The sequence below is a fragment of the Aminobacter aminovorans genome, assembly GCF_900445235.1.
GTDB classification, from domain to species: domain Bacteria; phylum Pseudomonadota; class Alphaproteobacteria; order Rhizobiales; family Rhizobiaceae; genus Aminobacter; species Aminobacter aminovorans.
Map to the genome: position 1 here is coordinate 4,811,101 of NZ_UFSM01000001.1, position 21,929 is coordinate 4,833,029.

Here is a 21,929-nt window from a genome sequence, read left to right on the forward strand (position 1 = left end):
CATAGAGCATGCCCTCTTCGGCGGAAGTTCCGTCCAACGAAAAGGGCTCTCGACATGACGAGATCAAACATCATCGATCTCAACCCCGAACTCCTCACGGCAGCGGCTGAAAGCAAAGCCTGGCCGTTCGAGGAGGCCAAAAAGATCGTCGAGCGCTACAAAGGCAAGGAATTCCCCGAGACCGTCCTGTTCGAGACCGGCTACGGCCCGTCCGGTCTGCCGCATATCGGCACCTTCGGCGAAGTGGCGCGCACCACCATGGTGCGCCACGCCTTCCGCGTGCTGACCGAAGACAAGGTCAAGACCAAGCTGCTGTGCTTCTCCGACGACATGGATGGCATGCGCAAGATCCCCGACAACGTACCGGACCGGGCGTTCCTCGAACCGCATCTGCACAAGCCGCTGACGGCGGTGCCGAATCCCTTCGGCGGCGACTATGCCAGCTTCGGCGACCACAACAACGCGATGCTCTGCCGCTTCCTCGATACCTTCGGTTTCGAGTACGAGTTCGCCAGTGCGACCGAGTACTACAAGGCCGGCAAGTTCGATGCGATGCTGTTGCGCGCCGCCGAGAGCTACGACCAGATCATGGCGGTGATGCTGCCGACGCTGGGCGAAGAGCGCCAGGCGACCTACAGCCCGTTCCTGCCGATCTCGCCGAAGAGCGGCCGCGTGCTCTACGTGCCGATGAAGCATGTCGATGCCAAGACCGGCACGATCACCTTCGACGACGAAGGCACCGAAACCACGCTGTCGGTCACCGGCGGCAGGGTCAAGCTGCAGTGGAAGCCGGACTTCGGCATGCGCTGGGCAGCGCTCGGCGTCGACTTCGAAATGTTCGGCAAGGATCACCAGACCAATGCCGTCATCTACGACCGCATCTGCAACCTTTTGGGCGGGCACGCGCCGGAGCACTTCGTCTACGAACTGTTCCTCGACGAGAACGGCCAGAAGATCTCGAAGTCGAAGGGCAACGGCCTGACCATCGACGAGTGGCTGACCTACGCGCCGACCGAAAGCCTTGGACTCTACATGTACCAGCGCCCGCGCCAGGCCAAGAAACTCTATTTCGACGTCATCCCGCGCGCCGTCGACGAGTACTACACCTTCCTCTCCGCGTATCCGCGACAGGAATGGAAGGAACGGCTGGGCAATCCTGTCTGGCACATGCATGACGGCAACCCGCCTGTTATCGACATGCCGGTGCCGTTCTCGATGCTGCTCAACCTGGTCAGCGCCTCCAACGCGCATGACAAGGCAGTTCTGTGGGGCTTCATCTCGCGCCATGCGCCCGGCGTGACGCCCGAGACGCATCCCGAGCTCGACAAGCTGACCGGCTATGCCGTCCGCTACTTCGACGATTTCGTGAAGCCGACCAAGACCTTCCGGCCGGCCGACGACGTCGAGCGGGCGGCACTGGAAGCGCTGGAAAAGGCGCTTGCCGACCTGCCCGCGGGTGCTGACGGCGAAGCCATCCAGAACGCCTCGCTTAACGTCGCGCGCCAGATCGAGCGCTACCAGGACCACAGCAAGAAGAGTCCAGAGGGTGGCCCAGGCGTGTCCGGCGCCTTCTTCCAGATGATCTACCAGGTGCTGATCGGCCAGGAACGCGGTCCCCGCTTCGGCTCGTTCGCAGTCCTTTACGGCATCGCCGAAACCCGGACGCTGATCACCAAGGCGCTGGAAGGCAAGCTGGCGGCCTGACGTGCCACCAGCCGGCGCGGCCGCTGCGTTCAGCCTGGTGCCGGCCCGCGAGGCTGATTTCGAACGCTTGTTCGAGATTAGATTGCTTGCAATGCGGCCGAGCCTGGAGCGCATCGGCCGCTTCAATCCAGAGCGGGCGCGTGCCCGCTTTCGCGCGTCGTTCCGCCCCGAGCATACGCGCCTGATCCTGGACCCGGCCGGACAGCTGATAGGCTGCGTCGCCTTTGGCCCACAAGATGGTGCGTTGTTGCTCGAGCACTTCTATCTCGTGCCGCAAGCGCAGGGGCGTGGTGTCGGCGGCGCCATATTGCGACAGCTGTTGGGCGAGGCCAATGAGAGTGCCAAGCCAATCCGCCTCGACGTGTTGCGCGGCAGCGACGCCCGGCGCTTTTACGAGCGCCACGGCTTCGTCGAAACCCATCGCGACGAATTCGACCTCTATCTGGAGCGGTTGCCCGAAAGCGCCTGAATTACTGCGCCGGCTCTTCGACGGCCGGCTCGGATGGCGGCGGCTCGACCGCGGGCAGGCTCGTCCCCACAGGCGTGAGCGTCATCTCGATGCGCGTCGGTACCGGCCCGTAGATGCCCTTCTTCTCGGCCTCGGCCTTCTTGCCCGCCTCGACATACGGACCACCGGCCTCGGCTTTGGCCCAGCCATTGGCGACCAGCCATTGGCCGACGTCCTGCTTGCCAATGCGGCAGCGGGCAACGATCACGCCGCGCTCGGACTGAGGCGGCACATCGCAGACCACGGCGCGGGAGCGCAGAAAGCTGCGAAACGCCGTGCGCGCCCGCGTTCCGCAGTTCCACTCCTTGCCCTCATAGCTGCAGTTTTCGCCGACATCGACGGGGGTCACCCCCGCAATCGCCACGCTGAAACCTTTGGCCTCGATCAGGCCTGAAGCCGACGCTACCGGCTGGAACAGTGTTGTGCCGTCCCAATCGTCGGGCATCTTGGGCTTGGGCGGCAACGCCAGGCTGAGTTCGCTCAATGGCGGGCGCGGTGCTTCGCGCACAAGATCGCCCTGCTCGAGCGGCGGCGGGGCGATGTCTTCAGGCGCCACCGGTCTCGACGCAGCCTCGGCATCGAGCGCCTCCGGCTCGACCGCCGACGTGCTACCCTCTTCCGGCGGCGGCATGTCAGGCAGGTCGCTTTCGTCGATCACGTCGATCTCGGGCGCCTCGATCGCCGCGAGCCTGTGCCCGCCCATGGTGACGAGCAAGGCCGCAATGCCGAACGCTACGGCGGCGACGGCCATGGCTGCCGGGCGCATCTTACTGGCTCGCCCAGACGATGCGCGCCACCCATTCGACCTCATGGGTCTGGAAACGCCTGACCGGATGTTCGGGGTTGAGCGACACCAGTTCGATGATGCCTTGCGTCTGGCGCTCCAGCACCTTGGCCATGACCTCGCCCGAGACAGTCTTGACCACGACGCGGTCACCCTTGCGCACGACGGCCCCCGGTTCGACGATCAGCACGTCGCCGTTACGGTAAAGCGGCAGCATCGAGTCGCCCTGTACCTCGAGCGCGTAGGAGCTCTCGGTGGCCCGTGCCGGAAGCTCGATCAGGTCCCAGCCTTGTCCCGCGGGAAATCCGGCATCGTCGAAGAAGCCGCCAGCGCCTGCCTGCGCAAAGCCCAGCAGCGGCACGCCGGCCGCCCGCTCCCTCACCTTGGACTTGTTGACCGGTCTCACCGGCTCGACAAAACCTAGGAATTCTTCGAGCGAGGAGTTGGTGGCCTCGAGAATCTTGGCCAGCGACTCCGTCGAAGGCCAGCGCGGCCGCCCGTCGACGGACTGGCGCTTGGATTTGTTGAACGCGGTCGAGTCGAGCCCGGCCTTCTTGGCGAGGCCCGACGCCGAAAGCGAATAACGCTCGGCGAGAGCGTCTATGGCGGCCCAGACACGTTCATGCGAGAGCATGGCGCTCCCCTTTGGACAGGAAAAAATACCTTTCGGCATTTAACCATGACGATCGCCATTGTCCACCGCCAATGCGGACGGACAGTATGCCGACGCCGGCGCGTCACGCAGCAATGAACGTACAAGCCGATGAAAAATCAGCCTGCCAGTACGGCCATCGTCGCCGGCGGGCCCTTCCTCAAATCCTCGGCATTCATCACCGGGATCATGTCGACATTGGCGTTGAAGCCAAAGAAGAAGCGCTCGGCGACCATCGGCATGTCGGACGAATGGGCCACATCGAGGAAGATGAACGCCGTACGCCGCCCGGCCTCGGCAGTGAAATAGGCTGCCTCCGGCTTGAGGTCGGCCATGACGCGTTCAATGGCCTGGGGCAGCGAGCCGTCCTTGATCGCCCTGTTGCCGTCTTCGGTAGGGATTGAGACCTTCAGCATCATGCGCATGGCGAACACTCCTCCCAATGCACAATCGTTCAGGTCTCGCTATTTTAGCACTTTCTGACTCTCTTGAAGCTGCGTCAGTCCTTCGACTTCGCCAGCGTGCGCAGGCCCTTATGCGAGGCGATGAAGATGCTCTCCTCCTCGCTGGCGCCGCGCGGGGTGATGTCAGCGCCGAGCTCGCGCACCAGATCGTCGATCTGCACGAAGCGGCGGTTCGCCCGGTCGTAGACACCGGCGCTGGTCATGATCAGCGCCGCTGTCTCGCCGTTTTCGAGCACGAAGCGGTGCTTGCCGATCACCTCGGAGCCGCTCCAGGTCTCGATTGAGGAGACGACGTCGAAGCGCTTCCACAACCTGATTTCGCGCACAAACACCGTCTGCAGGCCACCCAGCATCGGTGCCCAGCCACGCTTGCGGGCGAGCTCGATCAGGCCCGAGCGCATGAAGATGTCGATGCGACCGACATCGGCCAGCATCATGTAGCGCGCATTGTTGAGATGCATGTTGAAGTCGATGTCGGTCGGCAGGCAGCGGAACGACAGCCGGCCCTCATCGCCAAAACGGTAAGGGCCGCGACGAGATTTCGTCGCGGCCATGCGTGCCAGTCTTGCCCAGACGTACATGCTGCGTCAGGCCGCCTTCTTTTCCTCTGCCTTCGCGTAAGGATCGAAGCGCTGGTAGAAGGTCTCGCCCTTCTCGGCCATGTCGACCAGCAGCTTGGGCGCCTTGAACTCGGCGCCGTACTTCTTCTGCAGGTCCTTGGCGATCTTGACGAACTTCTTGGCGCCGATGCCGTCGATGTAGGACAGCGCACCGCCAGTGTAGGGCGCGAAGCCGAAGGCGAGGATCGAGCCGACATCCGCCTCGCGCGGGTCGGTGACGATGCCCTCCTCCATCACGCGCACGGCTTCGAGCGCGATGACCGACAGCAGGCGCTGCTTGATCTCCTCGACATCGACCTTCTCTGGAGCAAGCTGCGGATAGAGGTCCTTGAGGCCGGGCCACAGCTTCTTCTTCGCCGGTTTTGCCGGGTAATCGTAGAAGCCCTTGGTGTTCTTGCGGCCGAGGCGACCATGGCTGTCGACCATGGTGTTGATCAGCGCCATCTGGCGTGGATCGACAGCCTTCTCGCCGAGGTCCCGGATGGTCTGCTTCATGATCTTCTGGGCGAGGTCGACGGCGGTCTCGTCGGTCAGCGCCAGCGGGCCGACCGGCATGCCGGCAGCCTTGGCGGCGTTCTCGATCATCGCTGCCGGCACGCCTTCGATCAGCATCTTGAAGGCTTCCGACATGTAGCGCAGCACGCAGCGGTTGACGTAGAAGCCACGCGTGTCGTTGACGACGATCGGCGTCTTCTTGATGGCGCGGACGAAGTCCATCGCCACCGCAAGCGCCTTGTCGCCGGTCTTCTTGCCCATGATGATCTCGACCAGCATCATCTTGTCGACCGGTGAGAAGAAGTGGATGCCGATGAAGTTCTTCGGCCTAACCGAGTTCTTGCCAAGCGAGGTGATCGGTATTGTCGAGGTGTTGGAGGCAAACACCGCCGACGACTTGAGCACGGCTTCCGCCTTCTCGGTCGTCGCCTTCTTGACTTCCGAATCCTCGAACACCGCCTCGACCACGAGGTCGCAGCCGGCGAGGTCGGCATAGTCGGCGCTCGGCGTGATCAGCGACAGGAGCTTCTCGCGCTCCTCCGGCTTGGCCCGCCCCTTCTTGACCTGGTCGGAGATCAAGCTGTCGGAGTGCGCCTTGCCCTTGTCGGCCGCTTCCTGGTCGCGGTCGACGAGCACCACCGGGATGCCGGCCTTGGCGGTGACAAAGGCGATGCCCGCCCCCATGAAGCCGGCGCCGATGATGCCGATCTTCTTGAACTTGGTATCGGCGATGCCTTCGGGGCGGCGAGCGCCCTTGTTCAGCTCCTGCAGCGACACGAACAGCGAGCGGATCATCGCCGCCGCTTCCCTGGTCTGCATGATCTCGGTGAAGTAGCGCTGCTCGATGCGCAGGCCGGTGTCGAACGGCACCAAAAGGCCTTCATAGACGCATTTCAGGATCGCTGTCGCAGCCGGATAGTTGCCATAGGTCTCGCGGCGCAGGATAGCGATTGCCGGCGGCCAGAGATTGGCACCCGCGGCCGAATAGACGGGACCGCCCGGCAGCTTGAAGCCCTTCTCGTCCCACGGCTGGACCGGCTTCAGGCCGTTCCTGATCATCGCCTTGGCGGTCTCGATCAGCTTCTTCGGCTCGGCGATCTCGTGGATCAGGTTCATGCCCTTCGCCTTCTGCGGCGACAGCGTCTGGCCCGAGGTCAGCATCTGCAGCGCCGACTGCGGGTCGGCCAGCCTCGGCACGCGCTGGGTGCCGCCGGCGCCCGGGAAGATGCCGACCTTCACTTCCGGCAGGGCCATCTTGACCTTGTCCGAGTCAGCCGCGACACGTCCGTGGCAGGCCAGCGACAGCTCGAAGGCACCGCCCATGCAGGTGCCGTTGATCGCCGAAACCCATGGCTTGCCCGAGGTCTCGAGCTTGCGCCACAACGCGCCCATGCGACCGGCGTTGTCGAACAGGAGCTTGGCTGCCTTCTCCGGATCCTTGGACTTTTCCTTGGCATAGATGCCGAGCATCTTCTGCAGCATGGTGAGATCGGCACCACCGGAAAAAGTCTCCTTGCCCGAGGTGATGACGGCGCCCTTGATGCCGGCGTCGGCAACCACCTGGTCGATGATCTTGTCGAGCTCGCCCATCACCTCTTCGGTGAAGACGTTCATCGAGCGGTCGGGCATGTTCCAGGTGACGAGCGCAATGCCATCGGCATCAACGTCGACCGTGAAGTTGGTGTAGGTCATGTCTGTCTCCTTCCGGCCGAAATCAAACGCGTTCGATGATCGTTGCGGTGCCCATGCCGGCGCCGATGCACAAGGTCACCAGCGCGGTGTTGAGGTCGCGGCGCTCCAGCTCGTCGAGCACGGTGCCGAAGATCATCGCCCCGGTCGCCCCCAGTGGGTGGCCCATGGCGATCGCGCCGCCATTGACGTTGATCTTGTCGTGCGGGATCTCGAAGGCCTGCATGTAGCGCAGCACCACCGAGGCGAAGGCCTCGTTGAGCTCGAACAGGTCGATGTCGGAGATCTTCATCTTGGCGCGCTTGAGCAGCTTCTCGGTCACGTCGACCGGACCGGTCAGCATCATTGCCGGCTCCGAGCCGATATTGGAAAAGGCGCGGATGCGGGCGCGCGGCTTGAGGCCCATCGTCTTGCCGGCCTTCTTCGAGCCGAGCAGGACCGCGGCCGCACCGTCGACGATGCCGGACGAATTGCCGGCATGGTGGACGTGATTGACCTCTTCGAGCTCGGGATAGCGCTGAACGGCAACCGCATCGAAGCCGCCCATCTCGCCGGGGATGACAAAGGAAGGCTGCAATTGGCCGAGCGACTGCATGTCTGTGGTCGGGCGCATGTGCTCGTCATGGGCAAGGATGGTGAGGCCGTTCTGGTCCTTCACCGGAACCACCGACTTCTTGAAGTAGCCCTTCTCCCAGGCCTTGGCGGCGCGCTTCTGGCTCTCGACGGCATAGGCGTCGACGTCGTCGCGCGAGAAACCATATTTGGTGGCGATCAGGTCGGCCGACACGCCCTGTGGCATGAACCAGGCCGGCATGCCGACCGAGGGATCCATGAACCAGGCGCCGCCCGACATGCCCATGCCGACGCGCGACATCGATTCCACGCCGCCGGCGATCACGATCTCGTCGGCGCCCTGCGCGATCTTCGCAGCGCCGAAGTTGATGGCGTCGAGGCCGGAGGCGCAGAAGCGCGAGATCTGCATGCCCGGCGCCTTGTTGTCGTAGCCGGCCTCGAAGGCGGCCGAGCGCGGGATCACCGAACCGGCTTCGCCGACGGGATCGACGCAGCCGAAGATGATGTCGTCGACTTCTGCCGTGTCGAAGCCGTTGCGGTCGCGCAGCGCTTCCAGCACCTTGGCGCCGAGGCGCACCGCCGGAACCTCATGCAGCGATCCATCCTTCTTGCCCTTGCCGCGCGGCGTGCGCACGGCGTCATAGACAAAAGCGTCAGCCATTTTCTGTCCCTTTCTTGCTCGTTCGCGAGTGCTCCAGGCACCCAGCGTCGATCCACAGCTTTTCGCCCGACGCGCCGACTAGCGCAGCGCCTCGCGCAAACGTCTCAGTTCACTCTTGAAGCCTGCTGCATCAGCCGGCTCGGCGTCATTCCAAAGTTCCATCAGCTCAGAATTCTGTCCGCCGATGCACTCGACAGCTTTGATTGCTTTGGCCTTCAAACCGGTCAAAGCCTGCCAGCTCGAGACACTTCGGAGTGCGGTCTCGGCAGACTCGGACAGGAAGCCGGACATCCCGCCAGCGGTCGCCACGATTGCCGCTGCCGCAACGGCTACGGAGCCGTCCGGAGCCTCGATGTAGCCGCCTGTTCCACAACCGGCATCAAGGGCGCGCGAGATCGCGACAACACCGTGCTGCTCGAACTCCGCAACGAAGTCAGCGGCATCATCGTTCTCGAAGGGTTTCACGCCCCAGGCGCCCATTGCCAGTTCCTCTACAAGCTTCGCGCGATCAGCAACTTCATGATCTCGTTCGTGCCGCCATAGATACGCTGCACGCGAGCGTCGCGATACATGCGGGCGATCGGGTATTCGTTCATATAACCATAGCCGCCGAACAATTGCAGGCACTCGTCGACGATCTTGCACTGCAGATCCGACAGCCAATACTTTGCCATCGAAGCAGTTACCGGATCGAGCCCGCCGGAAATATGGCGGGCGACGCAGTCGTTGTAGAAAACCCTGCCGATGGTCGCCTCGGTCTTGAGTTCGGCCAGCCTGAACTGGGTGTTCTGGAAGTCGAGGATCGCCTTGCCGAAGGCTTTGCGGTCCTTGACGTAGTCGATTGTCACGGCCAGCGCGCGCTCGATCATGGCGATGGCGCCCGTGCCGATCTCCAGCCGCTCCTGCGGCAGTTGCTGCATCAGTTGGACGAAACCCTGGCCTTCTTCCTGTCCCAGCAGGTTGGAGGTCGGCACGCGCACGTCGTTGAAGAACAGCTCGGAGGTGTCGTTTGCCTTGAGCCCGATCTTGTCGAGGTTGCGGCCGCGCTCGAAACCGTCGACCTCATCGGTCTCGACGACGATCAGCGAAGTGCCCTTGGCGCCCTTGGACGGGTCGGTCTTGGTCACCACGATAACCAGGTTCGCCAGCTGGCCGTTGGTGATGAAGGTTTTCGAGCCGTTGATCCGGTACTGGTTGCCGTCCTTCTCGGCACGCGTCTTGACGCCCTGCAGGTCGGAGCCAGCGCCAGGCTCGGTCATGGCAATGGCGCCGATCAGTTCGCCGGTCGCCATCCTGGGCAGCCACTTCTTCTTCTGCTCTTCCGAGCCATAGTGGAGAATATAGGGGGCGACGATCGCATTGTGCAGGGCGATGCCGAAGCCGTCGACGCCGACATGGCCGATCGCCTCGATGATCGCGCTCTCATGGGCGAAGGTGCCGCCCGAGCCGCCATATTCCTCAGGCATCGAGGCGCAGAGCAGGCCGGCGGCGCCGGCCTTTTCCCAGGCCGCGCGATCGACGATCTCGTTCTTCTCGTAGCCGTCGTAGTGCGGCAGAACCTCTTCCGACATGAAGCGGTGCGCCATGTCGTAGAGCATCGCCACGTCTTCCCCGGCCCATGCGGGCCTGGGCAGTCCCAGAACATCTGCAGGAATTGTCGCCACGATCTCCTCCGCGTTTCGACGCCGCATTTGCGAGGCGGCCGCGAACGGCCGCCAGGTCTTGGATCAGAACGCCTCCGCGGCGAGCGCCATCATCGTCGCCGAGCCGGTCGACAGGCGCGCGAGATGCGCCGAGGTCTCGGGCATGACGCGCTCCATGAAGTAGCGCCCCGTCACCAGCTTGGTCTCGTAGAAATCGGCCGAACCATTGGCGCCGGTTGCGAGCTTGTCCTGAGCCGACTTGACCATCCGACCCCACATGTAGCCAAGCGCCACGAGGCCGAAGAGATGCATGTAGTCCGTCGAGGCCGCACCCGCATTGTCCGGATTGGCCATGCCGTTCTGCACCAGCCACATCGTCGCCGCCTGCAGGTCGTTGAGACCCTTCTTCAGCGCCTTGGTGAAGGGCGCCATCTGCTCGTCGCCGCGATTGGCCTCGCAGAACTCGCCGACGTCCTTGAAGAAGGCCTGCACGGCGCGGCCGCCGTTGAGGCCGAGCTTGCGGCCGACCAGGTCGAGCGCCTGCACGCCATTGGCACCTTCATAGATCATGGCGATACGAGCATCGCGGACGAACTGGCTCATGCCATGCTCTTCGATGTAGCCGTGGCCGCCAAACACCTGCTGCGCCATCACGGCATGCTCGAAGCCTTTGTCGGTCAGCACGCCCTTCACGATCGGGGTCATCAGGCCCATGTGATCGTCGGCCGCCTGACGCTCGGCGCCATCCTCGGAGCGATGGGCGACATCGGAATTGATCGCCGTCCATAGCACCAACGCCCGGCCGGCCTCGTTGAAGGCCTTCATGGTCATCAGCTTGCGGCGGATGTCGGGGTGGACGATGATCGGGTCGGCCTTCTTGTCGGGCGCCTTCGGCCCGGTCAGCGAGCGGCCCTGGATGCGGTCCTTGGCATAGGCAACGGCGTTCTGGTAGGCGATCTCGGAGACTGCAAGACCTTGCAGGCCGACGCCGAGGCGGGCCTCGTTCATCATCGTGAACATCGCCTTCAGGCCGCCATTGGCCTCGCCGATCAGGAAGCCCTCGGCCTCGTCATAATTCATGACACAGGTCGAGTTGCCGTGGATGCCCATCTTCTCCTCGATCGAGCCGCACGACACCGCGTTGCGCGCGCCGGGATTACCGGCTGCGTCGAGCTTGAACTTCGGCACGATGAACAGCGAGATGCCCTTGACGCCTTCCGGCGCGCCTTCGATGCGGGCCAGCACCAGATGGATGATGTTCTCCGACATGTCGTGTTCGCCGGCCGAGATGAAGATCTTCTGGCCGGATATCTTGTAGGAGCCATCGCCGTTCGGCACAGCCTTGGAGCGCAGCAGGCCGAGATCGGTACCGCAATGCGGCTCGGTCAGGTTCATGGTACCGGTCCAGGTGCCCTCGACCATCTTCGGCAGCCAGGTCGCCTTCTGCTCGTCGGAACCATGCACGAGGATCGCAGCCATCGCGCCCTGGGTCAGGCCGGGATACATCATCAGCGCCATATTGGCCGCCGACATGTATTCGCCGACCGCCGAGTGCACGGTGTAGGGCAGGCCCTGGCCGCCATGCTCGACCGGTACGGCCAGCCCCATCCAGCCACCCTCTCGATACTGGTCGAAGGCCTCCTTGAAGCCCTTGGGCGTGGTCACCGAGCCGTCGTCGTTGCGGACGCAGCCCTCCACGTCGCCAACGCGATTGAGCGGATGCATAACGTTTTCAGCGAGTTTGGCCCCCTCTGCGAGGATCGCCTCCAGCACGTCGGGGCTGGCGTCGGAGAAGCCGGCGAGGTTGCTGTAGCGCTCGTAGCCGAGCACGTCATTGAGCACGAAAAGTGTGTCTTGGACCGGCGCGCGAAATGTCGGCATTGCTCTTCCTCCAGCAAATGTGAGCCGGTTCCGGCCAGACGGTATGCGACGGGGAACCGCTTGTCGAACCGCGATTAGCAAAAATTGACGTTTGCGTAAACGTCAATTTTTGTGAATCCGCAATTCGGCGAAATTTTCCGTGCGTTTTGAGCTTTTTAGGAGGTCGTCAGCGCTGAGGCAGGCGCTGGCCGGAGAAAAGGCGCAGGCGCCTGCTGCTTGGCTGCTTCCGCCCTTGCCAATGTCACCGTTACGACGCCGGTGCCGGACTTGCCGATATGAGGATGCGATAGCCAGTCAGCCGTCGAGTGCCGGCGACCACCGAGCAGAAGCACAGAGCTTGGCCTCCCCTTCAGTCCTTCCTGAAGATGATCCTGCCGAGCCAACCCGTGAGCATGGCGAGACCGATGGCGAAGAGGCCGTAGCCGAAGCCGTGGTCGGTGGCGAAGCGAAAGATGGTCTGCTCGAAGCCCGACTTGACGATGGCCAGCTGGGCCGAGGTTTCCTTGATGAAGATGCCGTTGCGAAACAGGAAGGCCCGCGCCTTGTGGGTGCCGACCGGAACGTTGGGGGCAAGGTGCAGCGTGGCGCGGAACAGGCTCTGCGACAAAAACTGCACGCCGCCGATATTGTCGGAGTAGAGCCCGGTCGCCAGCTTGCGCTCGCGCAGCGCGTCGGTGAACTCCTGGATGGTCAGCGGGCTGTCGCGCTTGTCCTCGGGCTCCATGTAGATGTTGTTGGCGCCGAGCGAGAGCTGGCGGTAGTTGTTGGGATCGGTGATGTCCTGCGGCTGGCGGGTGGTCGCCACCGAATAGGACATCGGCACGTTGACGAAGGTTTCGGACTGGGTGTTGATCCACATGCCGAGCACGCGGCTCTTGCGCCGCACCACCACCGGCCGTGCCGGACCCTCGAGCACGACATAGACATCGTAGCGGCCCTGGCGGTTGATCAGCGGGTCGGCGTTTTCGAGCGCACCGAAGATGGTGAGGTCGGCACCGGCGAAGTCGGCGGTGATGGCGACGCGGTCGGTCGAGAGCCCGATCTGGATGCTTTCGGGATGCGCCGGCTCCTGGGCGCGGGCCGGAAGGGCTGCCGCCAGCATCAGGGCTGCGAGACATGCCGCGACCCGCATCACAGAAGCCCGCTCACGCCGGTCAGCGAATAGAGGTTCTGCGGCTTGACGAACAGGTCGAAGCCGAGGCGCAAGGCAACGGCAAGCACCAGCAGTGCGAGCAGCGCGCGCAGCTGTTCGCCGCGCAGCTTCTGGCCGGCCTTGGCGCCGTATTGGGCGCCGGCAACGCCGCCGACCATCAGCACCAGCGCCAGGATGATGTCGACGGTCTGGTTGGTCGAGGCGTGCACCAAGGTGGTGAAGGCCGAAACGACGACGATCTGGAACAACGAGGTTCCGACGACGACGTTGGTCGGCACCTTGAGCAGGTAGATCAGCGCTGGCACCATGATGAAGCCGCCGCCAACGCCCATGATGGCGGAGAGAAAGCCGATGCCGGCGCCGATGCCGAGCACCGGGATGACCGAGACGAACAGCTTCGAGGTGCGGAAGCGCATCTTGAAGGGCAGGCGGTGGATCCAGTTGTGCTGGCCCGACTTCTTCAGGGCCGGCGGCACGCCGCCCTTGGTCAGGCGCAGCGCATTGACGCTTTCGATCAGCATCAGCCCGCCGACGGTGCCGAGAAAGACGACATAGAGCAGCGAAATGAACAGGTCGAGCTGGCCGATAGCGCGCAGCAGCGCAAAGACGAAGCCGCCGGCCGCCGAGCCGGCAATGCCACCGACAAGCAGCACCGTGCCGAGCTTGAAGTCGAGCGTGCCGCGCTTGAGATGGGCAAGCGCGCCGGAGAACGACGAGGCGATGACCTGGTTGGCGCCGGTGGCGACAGCGATGGCGGGGGGGATGTTGTAGAAGATCAGAAGCGGCGTGATCAGGAAACCGCCGCCGACCCCGAACATGCCCGACAGGAAGCCGACCGCCGCACCCATCGCAAGGAGCACGAACACATTGACCGACATCTCAGCAATCGGGAGATAAATGCCCACCCGTCAGACTCTGCAAATCGAATTGTTGCCGACGCCCATCCCTGGGAGCTTGTTGGCTACCGGGTACTTGCGCCGACATTGCGGCGAAGTCAAACTTCACCGGGCACAAAACGAAAAATAACTCAATCAGTTAACCCGCCGGTAAAGGCGGGCCACCTGATATCAGCCGTGGCTAATTATTTGCGCGCCAGGAGCGCCTCGACCAGAGGCTCGTCGACATTGCCGGTAGGCGCCAGAGCGTTGTCCTTCTGGAACGCCATGATCGCGTCCTTGGTCTTCTGGCCCATCATGCCGTCGGGCTTGCCGGCCTCGTAGCCGTTCCTGTTGAGGATCGCCTGGATGTTCTGCACCGCCCGCTTCATGTCGACGTTGGCGGCCGGCGCATCCTGCCAGGCAGCCGGCACCTCGACCGCGTTGGCGGCCGGGTCGAGCGGCTTGGGCTGCCACAATGCAGTCGTCTCTTCAGCACGCTTGAGCTGCTCGGGCTTTAGCGCCTTGGCGATCTCGTCGCGCTTGGCGGCAGCATCCTTGTCGCCCTGCTTGGCGACGATGGCGAACCACTTGTAGGACTCTTCGAGGTTCTGCTTCATTCCGACGCCCTTGGCAGCGAGGATGCCAAGATTGAACTGGCTGTCCTTGATGCCGAGTTCGGCAGCGCTGGTGAACCATCGGTTGGCCGAGTCGTTGTCGACGGTGCCGTCGGCGCCCATGGCGAACAGCACGGCAAGATTGTGCATGGCGCTGGCGTTGCCCTGGGCGGCGGCAAGCTGGTACCAGGTCTTGGCCTTGATGGCATCGCGTTCGACGCCGGTGCCCTTCTCGTACATGTTGCCGATGCGGTACTGCGCCGGTGCGAAGCCGAGCTCAGCGGCCTTTTCGTACCATTGGGATGCTGCCTTCATGTCGGCATTGGCGCCGCGCGCTTCGGCATAACGCGAACCCATCTCGTAGAGCGCCTTGGCGTCGCCGGCATTTGCCGCCTGGCGCAGCGCTTCCGGGCCGACAGCTTCGGGCATGAAGGCTGCCGGGGTGACGGACGGCTTTATGGTCTCGGTGGTAACAGGCTGCGCCGGGATCGACTGCGTGCTGGTCTGGTCGAGCGCAGCATCGGCCTGCACCTGGTCAGTCGATGCGTCGGCGATCTGCTCGGGCCCGATGGCGGGCGCGCTGGCGGTCTCGGCCTTGTCGGCATTGCGGACCGGTGCAGCGGCCAGTTCGACAGGCTTTGCCGGCGCCACGGCGGACGCCGTCTTGACCGGCAGCGATGCAGCTGGCGCTACGGTGATGCTTGCGGTTTCGATCGGGTCACTGATGAATGCCTTGCCGAGTTGCATACCGGCGAGCGCAAGCATCACGGCGCCGACGGCCATCAGCACCGACTTGCGGCGGGACTTGATGAGGTCGCCGATGCGCAGCGCCCGCACCGGGCCCTTGAGGTCGGAGCTACGCTTGGCCGCATCGGCCTCGGCAGCCGCGGCCTGGGCGGCGCGGCGGGCAGCGGCAATGAAGTCGGACTTCGAGGCGTCGGGCTCGTTGGCGCGCACCGTCTCACCGCGTTCGTCGCGGACGCGACGCATGATGGCGTTGAGGTCGGGTGCGCCGGAACCCGGCTCCAGCGGACGGTTGGCGATCTTGGGATCGAGCGGCGCGTCGAGCATCATGCCCGGCGCAGGCGTCTCGACGACAGGCTCGGCAATTTCCGCGGCGATGGGCTGCGGCTTGGCCTTCTTGCTGGTCAAGGCGCGGGCGAGACCGCTCAGCATCGATGTTCGGGGCGGCTTCTGCTCCTTCTTTTCAGCGCGCACGCCGTCGAGAGCAGCGACTGCGGCGGCGGCTTCGGCGGCTGCCTGGGCCGGACTGCGCGCAGGGCGGTCGTCGTCAGGCCGGTCGCTTGCGCGACGGCCGAAGGTATGAGGGGCTTCGGGCAGCGGCGCCGGTGCTTCTGGCTCCAGCGACGGCGTTTCGCTGAGCGACAGCTTCGGCGCCGGCGATAGCATTGTCGTCGACAACAGCTCGGCAACGGAGGCGGGCGGCGCTTCGACAGGCGCCGGCGCTTCGCTGGTCTCGATCGAGCCAAGCCGGTCGACGATCTTCAGCAACGTGTCGTGGATCGCCTCGAAGGTCTTGCCGTTGCGCTCGTCGGAGCGGCGGGTCAGCGCTTCGAGTGCCTTCAGGTCCTGAGCAAGGCCGGCCACCGCGGCCGCCTCCGTGGCCGAGCCGGAGAAGGAACGCACCGCATCCTCGGCGGCCTGGCGGGCTGCCTCGACGAGCGCATGATGGTTGCCCGAAATCGAGCGCTCGATCTCCTCGAGACGCGGCCGGATGTCCTCGAACTCGGGCAGCGGCGAGCCGGGCCGTGCCAGGTGGTTCGACAGTTCGCTGACCTGGGCTTCGAGGCCGCGGATGAGGTCGGGATCGATACTCGACACCTGTGCGGCGGAGATTTCGAGACGATTGGAGATGTCGTCGAGACGGGCTTCGAGCCCGCGCATCGCGAGTTCGGTCGAAGGGTCGGGGCGATTGGTTTCGAGGCGCTGGGCAAAGGCGGTGAAGCGCGCGTCGATGGCTTCCATGATGCCGGAATGGTCGGCGGCAGGCTGCGTCGACTGGCGATCGAGGCGCTCGCCCAGGTCTTCGAGGCGGCGTTCGAGATCGCGGAACAACACATTGCCGTGTTCGAAAGCGTCACCCTGACGACGCTCGAACACGTCGGCCAGCGCATCGAAGCGCTGCTCGATGCCCTGGAAGATCAGGCCGGCGTCAGGTGCGGCGGGCGTGCGCTCGATCTTATCGGCGATCAGCGAGATCTGGCGTGTCAGGCGCTCGACCGCCTGCTCAGGGATGTCGCTGCGCTGTGCGATGTCGTCGACCCGCTCGGAAAGTGTGTTGAGGCGGTCGATGATCTCGGCGGTCGGCTGCTCCGAGGTGATTTCCTCGATCTGGTGGGCAAGGGCAGCGATGCGCACCTCGATCCGCTCGAACGGCTCGGGATTGAAATGCGGCGTCTGTGCCGCGACCGTCGAAGCGACGATGGCGCGCGAGATTTCGTCGAGGCGCTCGTCGATGAGGCTGAACATCTCGTCGCCATGGCTGTCGCGCTGGCGCACGAACTGGTCGACTGCGCCCGCAAGCGTGCGAACCTTGTCTTCGATGGAGCGCAGCGACAGCGATTCGGGCAGGCTGTTGACGGCGTCGTTGATCTGTTCGAGCCGGCCGGCAAGAGCGGCGAGTGCCGGATCCTCGGGGCGCTGGCGGACATCAGCCGACATGCGGTCGGCAAATTCATCCCAGCGGCGGTCGAACTCGTCCCAGCGGCGGTCGACAGAAAGCACTGTCTCCTCGCGTGCGAGATCGCCGAGCGAGCGGCGGACCTGTTCGAGTTCCAGGCGCAACGTGTTGACGCTCTTGTCGTCGCTGCGTTCGGCGAGCGTGTGGATGGCGCCCGACAGACGCTCCAGTTCGAGGCCGAGCTCGGCTGCATGGGAGCCGACGGCGCCGGACTGGCTGGCGCGGTCGATGTCCTTGCGCAGCAGGTCGAATTCGCGCTGCAGCCCGGTGCTCATCTGGTGATGCATCTCCTCGCGCAGCGCGCGGAGTTCAACGGCGATCTTGCCGACAGCGGCGACGCCATCCTCCTGACCGCGGGCGCGGTCTATGTCCCGGGCGATGGCCTGGTAGGGGCGCTCGTAGGGTGCGGTGCGGCCATATTCGCCACGCGGCGTGTAACCGGCTGGCGGCGCCTGGCGTGGCGGCGCGCGGTAAGAATCAGCGGGTGACTCGCGTTGCTCGTTGCGCTGGCGTTCGAGCCGTGCCTCGAGATTTTCGAGCGAGCGATTGAGTTCGTCGAGCGAGGCCAGCGGGCGGCGCTGCCTGCCGTCGTTGAGGGAATCGAGATAGGACCGCTTGCTGTTCATCGAAACGCCCGTTGGTCAGAGTGCTGGTGCCGGAACCAGAAGTCTCAAGCCTTGCCGGGACGGAGGCTGCGATCTGCCACGGGAACTTTAGCCCTGGGCATTTCGCCGCCTTCCGAAACCGTGAACAATTCGGTACATGATGACCACGGGGGAAACCGACACGGCTACATTTCCCTCAACGTGGTAAACAAGCTCTTAACCAAGCTTAAGAAAGTGCGACGTTGTGTTCCCGCCTTGGCGGTCGGATCGGCCAGATTTCCCTTGCGTAGGGTAGGCTGCATCGTTATAGCATTTACGTAACCGTAAGACGTGTACAGATCGCCGTCTTTTGGTAGCATTTACATAGAAACCACGATCGGAAGCCTCGCCCCCTACGGCTTCCATCAGAGCACCGGCCGGCCTTGCCGCCATTGCTCGCAATTGGGGATAGCAGAGTAGATGATGAAGCTTGTATCGGTCGCCGATGTTGCGGCCAATGAAAACAATCTCTCCGGCGAGGACTACGTCCGCATCGGCGAAATGGCAAAGAAGTATGGCGTCACCTTGCGGACGCTGCGTTTCTACGAAGACAAGGGGTTGCTCAACCCCAAGCGCGAGGGCGCGACGCGCCTTTACACCCGTCGCGACCGCGCCCGGCTGAAGCTGATCCTGCTCGGCAGGAAGGTCGGTTTCTCGCTGCGCGACGTCAAGCAGATGATCGACCTCTACGATCCGACCGGCACCAACGCCAAGCAGCTGCGCTTGACCCTCGACAAGTCGGACAAGCAGTTGGGCCGCCTGCAGAAGCAGCGCCAGTTGCTCGACGAAGCGATCGGCGAACTGAACAACCACATGGCCGTCGTCCGCCAGCTGCTGGCCGAGCGCACCGCCGTCCAGGCAAGCGCTGCCAGCTGATATCAGGCAACATTGCTTCCTACATGGCCCGGCGCGGGAGACTGCGCCGGGTCGTTTTGCATTGGGGTGGCGTTTTTTTTAGATGGTGCGAGCGAAGCGATCGGGTCGACACATCAATGGCGCAACGTTCCGCCGCCCAGCGAAAAAGATTAACCCGGCCTGAGTAACGACCCGGCAATCGGATAGACCCGACTCGTCCCGATCATATACGCCGTCGGCGCTCCCTCCCGGAACATGCCGCGATAAGCCCGGTCGAGCACGTTGAGCGAACCGGTGAAGGCGCCGAAAGCAGGCATGATAAGGCGCGCGCCGTCGCTGGCGAAGCAGCGCCGGCGAACCGAGCGGCCGCGCTGGACGATGCGGGCGCAAGGGTGCAGGTGGCCGGCAATCTCGCCCTCGGCGTGGCCCTTCGACGGCTCGTGGCGAAACACCAGGCCGGCGACCGCAAGCTCCTCGACTGTTTCGCCCGGCAGGTCGTCGGGCGCATCAGGATCGTGGTTGCCTGCGATCCAGAACCAGCTCCGCCCGGCTATCATCGCCATCAGGCTGGCACGAAACGGTTCGGGCAGCCGTGCCGCACCCTCGCCGTCGTGAAAACTGTCGCCGAGACTGACGATGGTACGCGGCTGGTAGTCCGCGACCACCTCGGCAAGCCGCCGAAGCGTCGCCGCCGTATCATAGGGCGGAATCAGCCGACCGCGGCGGGCATGCGACGAGCCCTTCTCCAGATGCAGGTCGGAAACGACGAGCAGGTCGATATCAGGGAAATGCACAACGCCGCGCCAATCGCAGGCCGCGCGCACGCCAGCGACCGCAATCGCCTCGCAGCCAACCCTGGTCAGTTCACGCGCGGCTATGTTCATGTGCTTCCCATCGCCTCTTCGATCAGGTCCGCAGCCTCCAGAAGCAGCGTGTCGTTGGCCTCGCCATTGACCGGCTCGCGGCCGATCTCGAGCATGACGGGCACCGCCAGCGGCGAGATCTGGTCGAGCATCTTATGAACGATTCGCCCATGGATGCGCGAGAGCATCTCGGCCAGCCTCCTGACATCGAGCAGCCCGCTTGCGGCGTCCGCCCGCGTCGCCTTGAGCAGGATGTGGTCGGGCTCATGGCTGCGCAAGACGTCGTAGATGAGGTCGGCCGAAACTGTCACCTGCCGGCCGCTTTTTTCTTGCCCCGGGAAACGCTTCTCTATCAGGCCCGCGATCACGGCGCAGTTGCGGAAGGTGCGTTTGAGCAGCCAGCTGTCGGCGAGCCAGGCCTCGAGGTCGTCGCCAAGCATGTCCTCGTCGAACAGCTCGGCCAGTGACGGCTTCCTGCCCTTGAACATGCGCCCGAGATCGCCCAGCGCCCAGATCGCCAGCGAATAGTCGGTGGCGACGAAGCCAAGCGGCCTGGCTCCCATGCGCTCCAGTCGGCGGGTCAACAGCATGCCGAGCGTCTGGTGCGCCAGCCGTCCCTCGAAGGGATAGGCGACCATGTAGAACCTTTCACCACGCGGAAAGGTCTCGACCAGAAGGTCCTCCTGGCGCGGCAGCACCGACTTCTCCTGCTGGAAGCGCAGCCAGTCGGCCACCTGCTCCGGCAGCGCCTGCCATCGTGCGGGGTCGGCCAGCATGCCGCGCACCTGGTCGGCGAGATAGGTCGACAGCGGAAACTTGCCGCCGGCGTAGGACGGCACAAGCACGTTGCCGCCGCCGCCCGTCGAGACATAACACTCGTTCTCGCGGATGCCCTCGAAACGCAGCACCTTGCCGGCGAACATGAACATGTCGCCGATCGAAAGCGTCTCGACGAAATACTCCTCGATCTTGCCGAGCGGAGCGCCGCCGCGCAGCGTAAGTGCTGCAGCGGTGCCCGCGCCCGCCTTGCCTTTGGCGCGGGTGTAGCGGACGTTCAGCATCGGCGCCTCGATGATGGTGCCGACATTCAATCTGTATTGCTGGGCGATGCGCGGGTTGGACACCCGCCACTTGCCGTCCTTGGTCTTGCGGATACGGGCATAACGCTCGTAGCTGCGCAGCGCGTAGCCGCCAGTGGCGACGAAATCGACGACGCGGTCGAAACTGTCGCGGTCGAGCCCAGCATAGGGAGCCGCCCCAGTCACCTCGGCATAGAGCTCGTCGGCATCAAAGGGTGCTGCGCAGGCGCAACCCAGCACATGCTGGGCCAGCACGTCGAGCGCGCCGTCGATTAGCGGCGGGGTGTCCTGCGCGCCCAAATAGTTGGCCTCGAGTGCTGCCCGACACTCCAGTACCTCGAAGCGGTTGGCCGGTACCAGGATCGCCCGGCTCGGCTCGTCCATCCTGTGGTTGGCGCGGCCGATGCGCTGGGCCAACCGGCTCGCTCCCTTGGGTGCGCCGACATGGACGACGAGATCGACGTCGCCCCAGTCGATGCCGAGGTCGAGCGTCGAGGTGGCGACGACGGCGCGTAGGAAGTTGTCGGCCATGGCCTTCTCGACCTTGCGGCGCTGGCCGACGTCGAGCGAGCCATGATGCAGCGCAATCGGCAGATTGTCGTCGTTCACACGCCACAGCTCCTGGAACAGGAGCTCCGCCTGGCTGCGGGTGTTGACGAACAAAAGCGTCGTCTGGTGCCGGCGGATCGCGTCGTAGACCTCGGGGATGGCATAACGCGCCGAATGCCCCGACCACGGCACGCGTTCCTTGGAATCGAGGATCGTGATCTCTGGCCTAGCCCCGCCCGACACCGTGATCAGGTCGGCCATCTGGCCTGCAGGATTCTGCCTGACCAGCCAGCGCCGCAGCTCGTCCGGCTCGGCCACCGTCGCCGACAGGCCAATCGCCTGCAGGTCCGGCACGAACGCCCTGAGCCGCGCTAGCCCGAGGGACAGAAGATGCCCGCGCTTGGAAGTCACCAGCGAGTGCAGCTCGTCGAGCACCAGATAGCGCAGGCCGTTGAAGAAGCGGTCGGCATCGGGCGAGGCAATCAGCAGCGCCAGCTGCTCGGGCGTCGTCAGCAGAATGTCCGGCGGCGACAGCTTCTGTCGCGTGCGCTTGTGCTGCGGTGTGTCGCCGGTGCGCGTCTCCATCTTGATCGGCAGCTTCATCTCGTCGACCGGCTTGCCGAGGTTGCGCTCGATGTCGACGGCGAGCGCCTTGAGCGGCGAGATGTAAAGCGTATGTACGCCGCGCTGCGGTTCGCCTGGGCGCTTCTTAGGCCTGACCGCCAGATCCGTCAGCGCCGGCAGGAAACCGGCCAGCGTCTTGCCGGCGCCGGTGGGCGCGATCAGCAGCACCGAGTTGCCCTGTTGCGCGCTGGCCAGGAGATCAAGCTGGTGGGGACGCGGCGACCAACCGCGCTCGGCGAACCATCGCGCGAATGGCTCCGGCAGCATCGCGGCAGTCGAATTCGGCTCCAGTCGC

Annotated in this window: 17 protein-coding genes; 3 read left to right on the forward strand and 14 right to left on the reverse strand. The window is 64.3% G+C overall.

Annotated elements, in window-relative coordinates; all coding sequences use genetic code 11:
- The first annotated feature begins 54 nt into the window (after positions 1-54).
- Entirely contained in the window at positions 55-1,704 is a 1,650-nt protein-coding gene (locus DY201_RS23710; RefSeq protein ID WP_115733345.1) for a lysine--tRNA ligase, read from the forward strand.
- Position 1,705: 1 nt separating this feature from the next.
- Positions 1,706-2,173, forward strand: a complete 468-nt coding sequence (locus tag DY201_RS23715) for a GNAT family N-acetyltransferase (RefSeq protein WP_245432082.1) — start codon at positions 1,706-1,708, stop codon at positions 2,171-2,173.
- 1 nt (position 2,174) lies between these two features.
- Here the strand turns inward: DY201_RS23715 and DY201_RS23720 are convergent, their stop codons facing one another.
- The 12 genes from DY201_RS23720 to DY201_RS23775 all read right to left on the reverse strand — a co-directional run bounded on the left by DY201_RS23720 (position 2,175) and on the right by DY201_RS23775 (position 17,646).
- Positions 2,175-2,978 (reverse strand): thermonuclease family protein, encoded by an 804-nt coding sequence (locus DY201_RS23720; RefSeq protein ID WP_115733346.1) that lies wholly within the window; start codon positions 2,976-2,978, stop codon positions 2,175-2,177.
- Position 2,979: 1 nt separating this feature from the next.
- Entirely contained in the window at positions 2,980-3,630 is a 651-nt protein-coding gene (locus DY201_RS23725; RefSeq protein ID WP_115733347.1) for a S24 family peptidase, read from the reverse strand.
- A gap of 137 nt (positions 3,631-3,767) precedes the next feature.
- Positions 3,768-4,073, reverse strand: a complete 306-nt coding sequence (locus DY201_RS23730) for a hypothetical protein (RefSeq protein ID WP_115733348.1) — start codon at positions 4,071-4,073, stop codon at positions 3,768-3,770.
- A gap of 74 nt (positions 4,074-4,147) precedes the next feature.
- The gene (locus tag DY201_RS23735) at positions 4,148-4,693 is read right to left on the reverse strand and encodes a thioesterase family protein (protein ID WP_165916136.1); all 546 of its coding nucleotides are present in this window, start codon (positions 4,691-4,693) and stop codon (positions 4,148-4,150) included.
- Between the two features lie 6 nt (positions 4,694-4,699).
- Complete coding sequence (locus DY201_RS23740; protein WP_115733350.1) at positions 4,700-6,919, reverse strand: 3-hydroxyacyl-CoA dehydrogenase NAD-binding domain-containing protein; 2,220 nt, start codon at positions 6,917-6,919, stop codon at positions 4,700-4,702.
- 22 nt (positions 6,920-6,941) lie between these two features.
- On the reverse strand, positions 6,942-8,150 hold the full coding sequence (locus tag DY201_RS23745; RefSeq protein ID WP_115733351.1) for an acetyl-CoA C-acetyltransferase: 1,209 nt from the start codon (positions 8,148-8,150) through the stop codon (positions 6,942-6,944).
- Between the two features lie 78 nt (positions 8,151-8,228).
- The gene (locus DY201_RS23750) at positions 8,229-8,630 is read right to left on the reverse strand and encodes a DUF4259 domain-containing protein (protein ID WP_115733352.1); all 402 of its coding nucleotides are present in this window, start codon (positions 8,628-8,630) and stop codon (positions 8,229-8,231) included.
- 11 nt (positions 8,631-8,641) lie between these two features.
- A complete protein-coding gene (locus DY201_RS23755; RefSeq protein ID WP_172582945.1) occupies positions 8,642-9,841 on the reverse strand; it encodes an acyl-CoA dehydrogenase family protein in 1,200 nt (399 codons plus the stop codon).
- A gap of 36 nt (positions 9,842-9,877) precedes the next feature.
- A complete protein-coding gene (locus DY201_RS23760; protein WP_115733354.1) occupies positions 9,878-11,674 on the reverse strand; it encodes an acyl-CoA dehydrogenase in 1,797 nt (598 codons plus the stop codon).
- 349 nt (positions 11,675-12,023) lie between these two features.
- A complete protein-coding gene (locus DY201_RS23765; RefSeq protein ID WP_115732511.1) occupies positions 12,024-12,806 on the reverse strand; it encodes a TIGR02186 family protein in 783 nt (260 codons plus the stop codon).
- A complete protein-coding gene (locus DY201_RS23770) occupies positions 12,806-13,732 on the reverse strand; it encodes a sulfite exporter TauE/SafE family protein (protein WP_115732510.1) in 927 nt (308 codons plus the stop codon). The genes DY201_RS23765 and DY201_RS23770 overlap by 1 nt, the downstream gene beginning before the upstream one ends.
- Positions 13,733-13,908: 176 nt before the next feature.
- Positions 13,909-17,646 (reverse strand): SEL1-like repeat protein, encoded by a 3,738-nt coding sequence (locus DY201_RS23775; RefSeq protein WP_115733355.1) that lies wholly within the window; start codon positions 17,644-17,646, stop codon positions 13,909-13,911.
- Between the two features lie 441 nt (positions 17,647-18,087).
- On the opposite strand from DY201_RS23775, the gene DY201_RS23780 reads away from it, so the two are divergent.
- On the forward strand, positions 18,088-18,540 hold the full coding sequence (locus DY201_RS23780; protein ID WP_067967102.1) for a MerR family transcriptional regulator: 453 nt from the start codon (positions 18,088-18,090) through the stop codon (positions 18,538-18,540).
- Between the two features lie 149 nt (positions 18,541-18,689).
- On the opposite strand, the gene pdeM is transcribed toward DY201_RS23780, so the two are convergent.
- Entirely contained in the window at positions 18,690-19,403 is a 714-nt protein-coding gene (gene pdeM / locus DY201_RS23785) for a ligase-associated DNA damage response endonuclease PdeM (RefSeq protein WP_115733356.1), read from the reverse strand.
- Complete coding sequence (locus DY201_RS23790) at positions 19,400-21,901, reverse strand: ligase-associated DNA damage response DEXH box helicase (protein WP_115733357.1); 2,502 nt, start codon at positions 21,899-21,901, stop codon at positions 19,400-19,402. Before DY201_RS23790 ends, pdeM begins: the two co-directional genes overlap by 4 nt.
- Between the last annotated feature and the right edge of the window lie 28 nt (positions 21,902-21,929).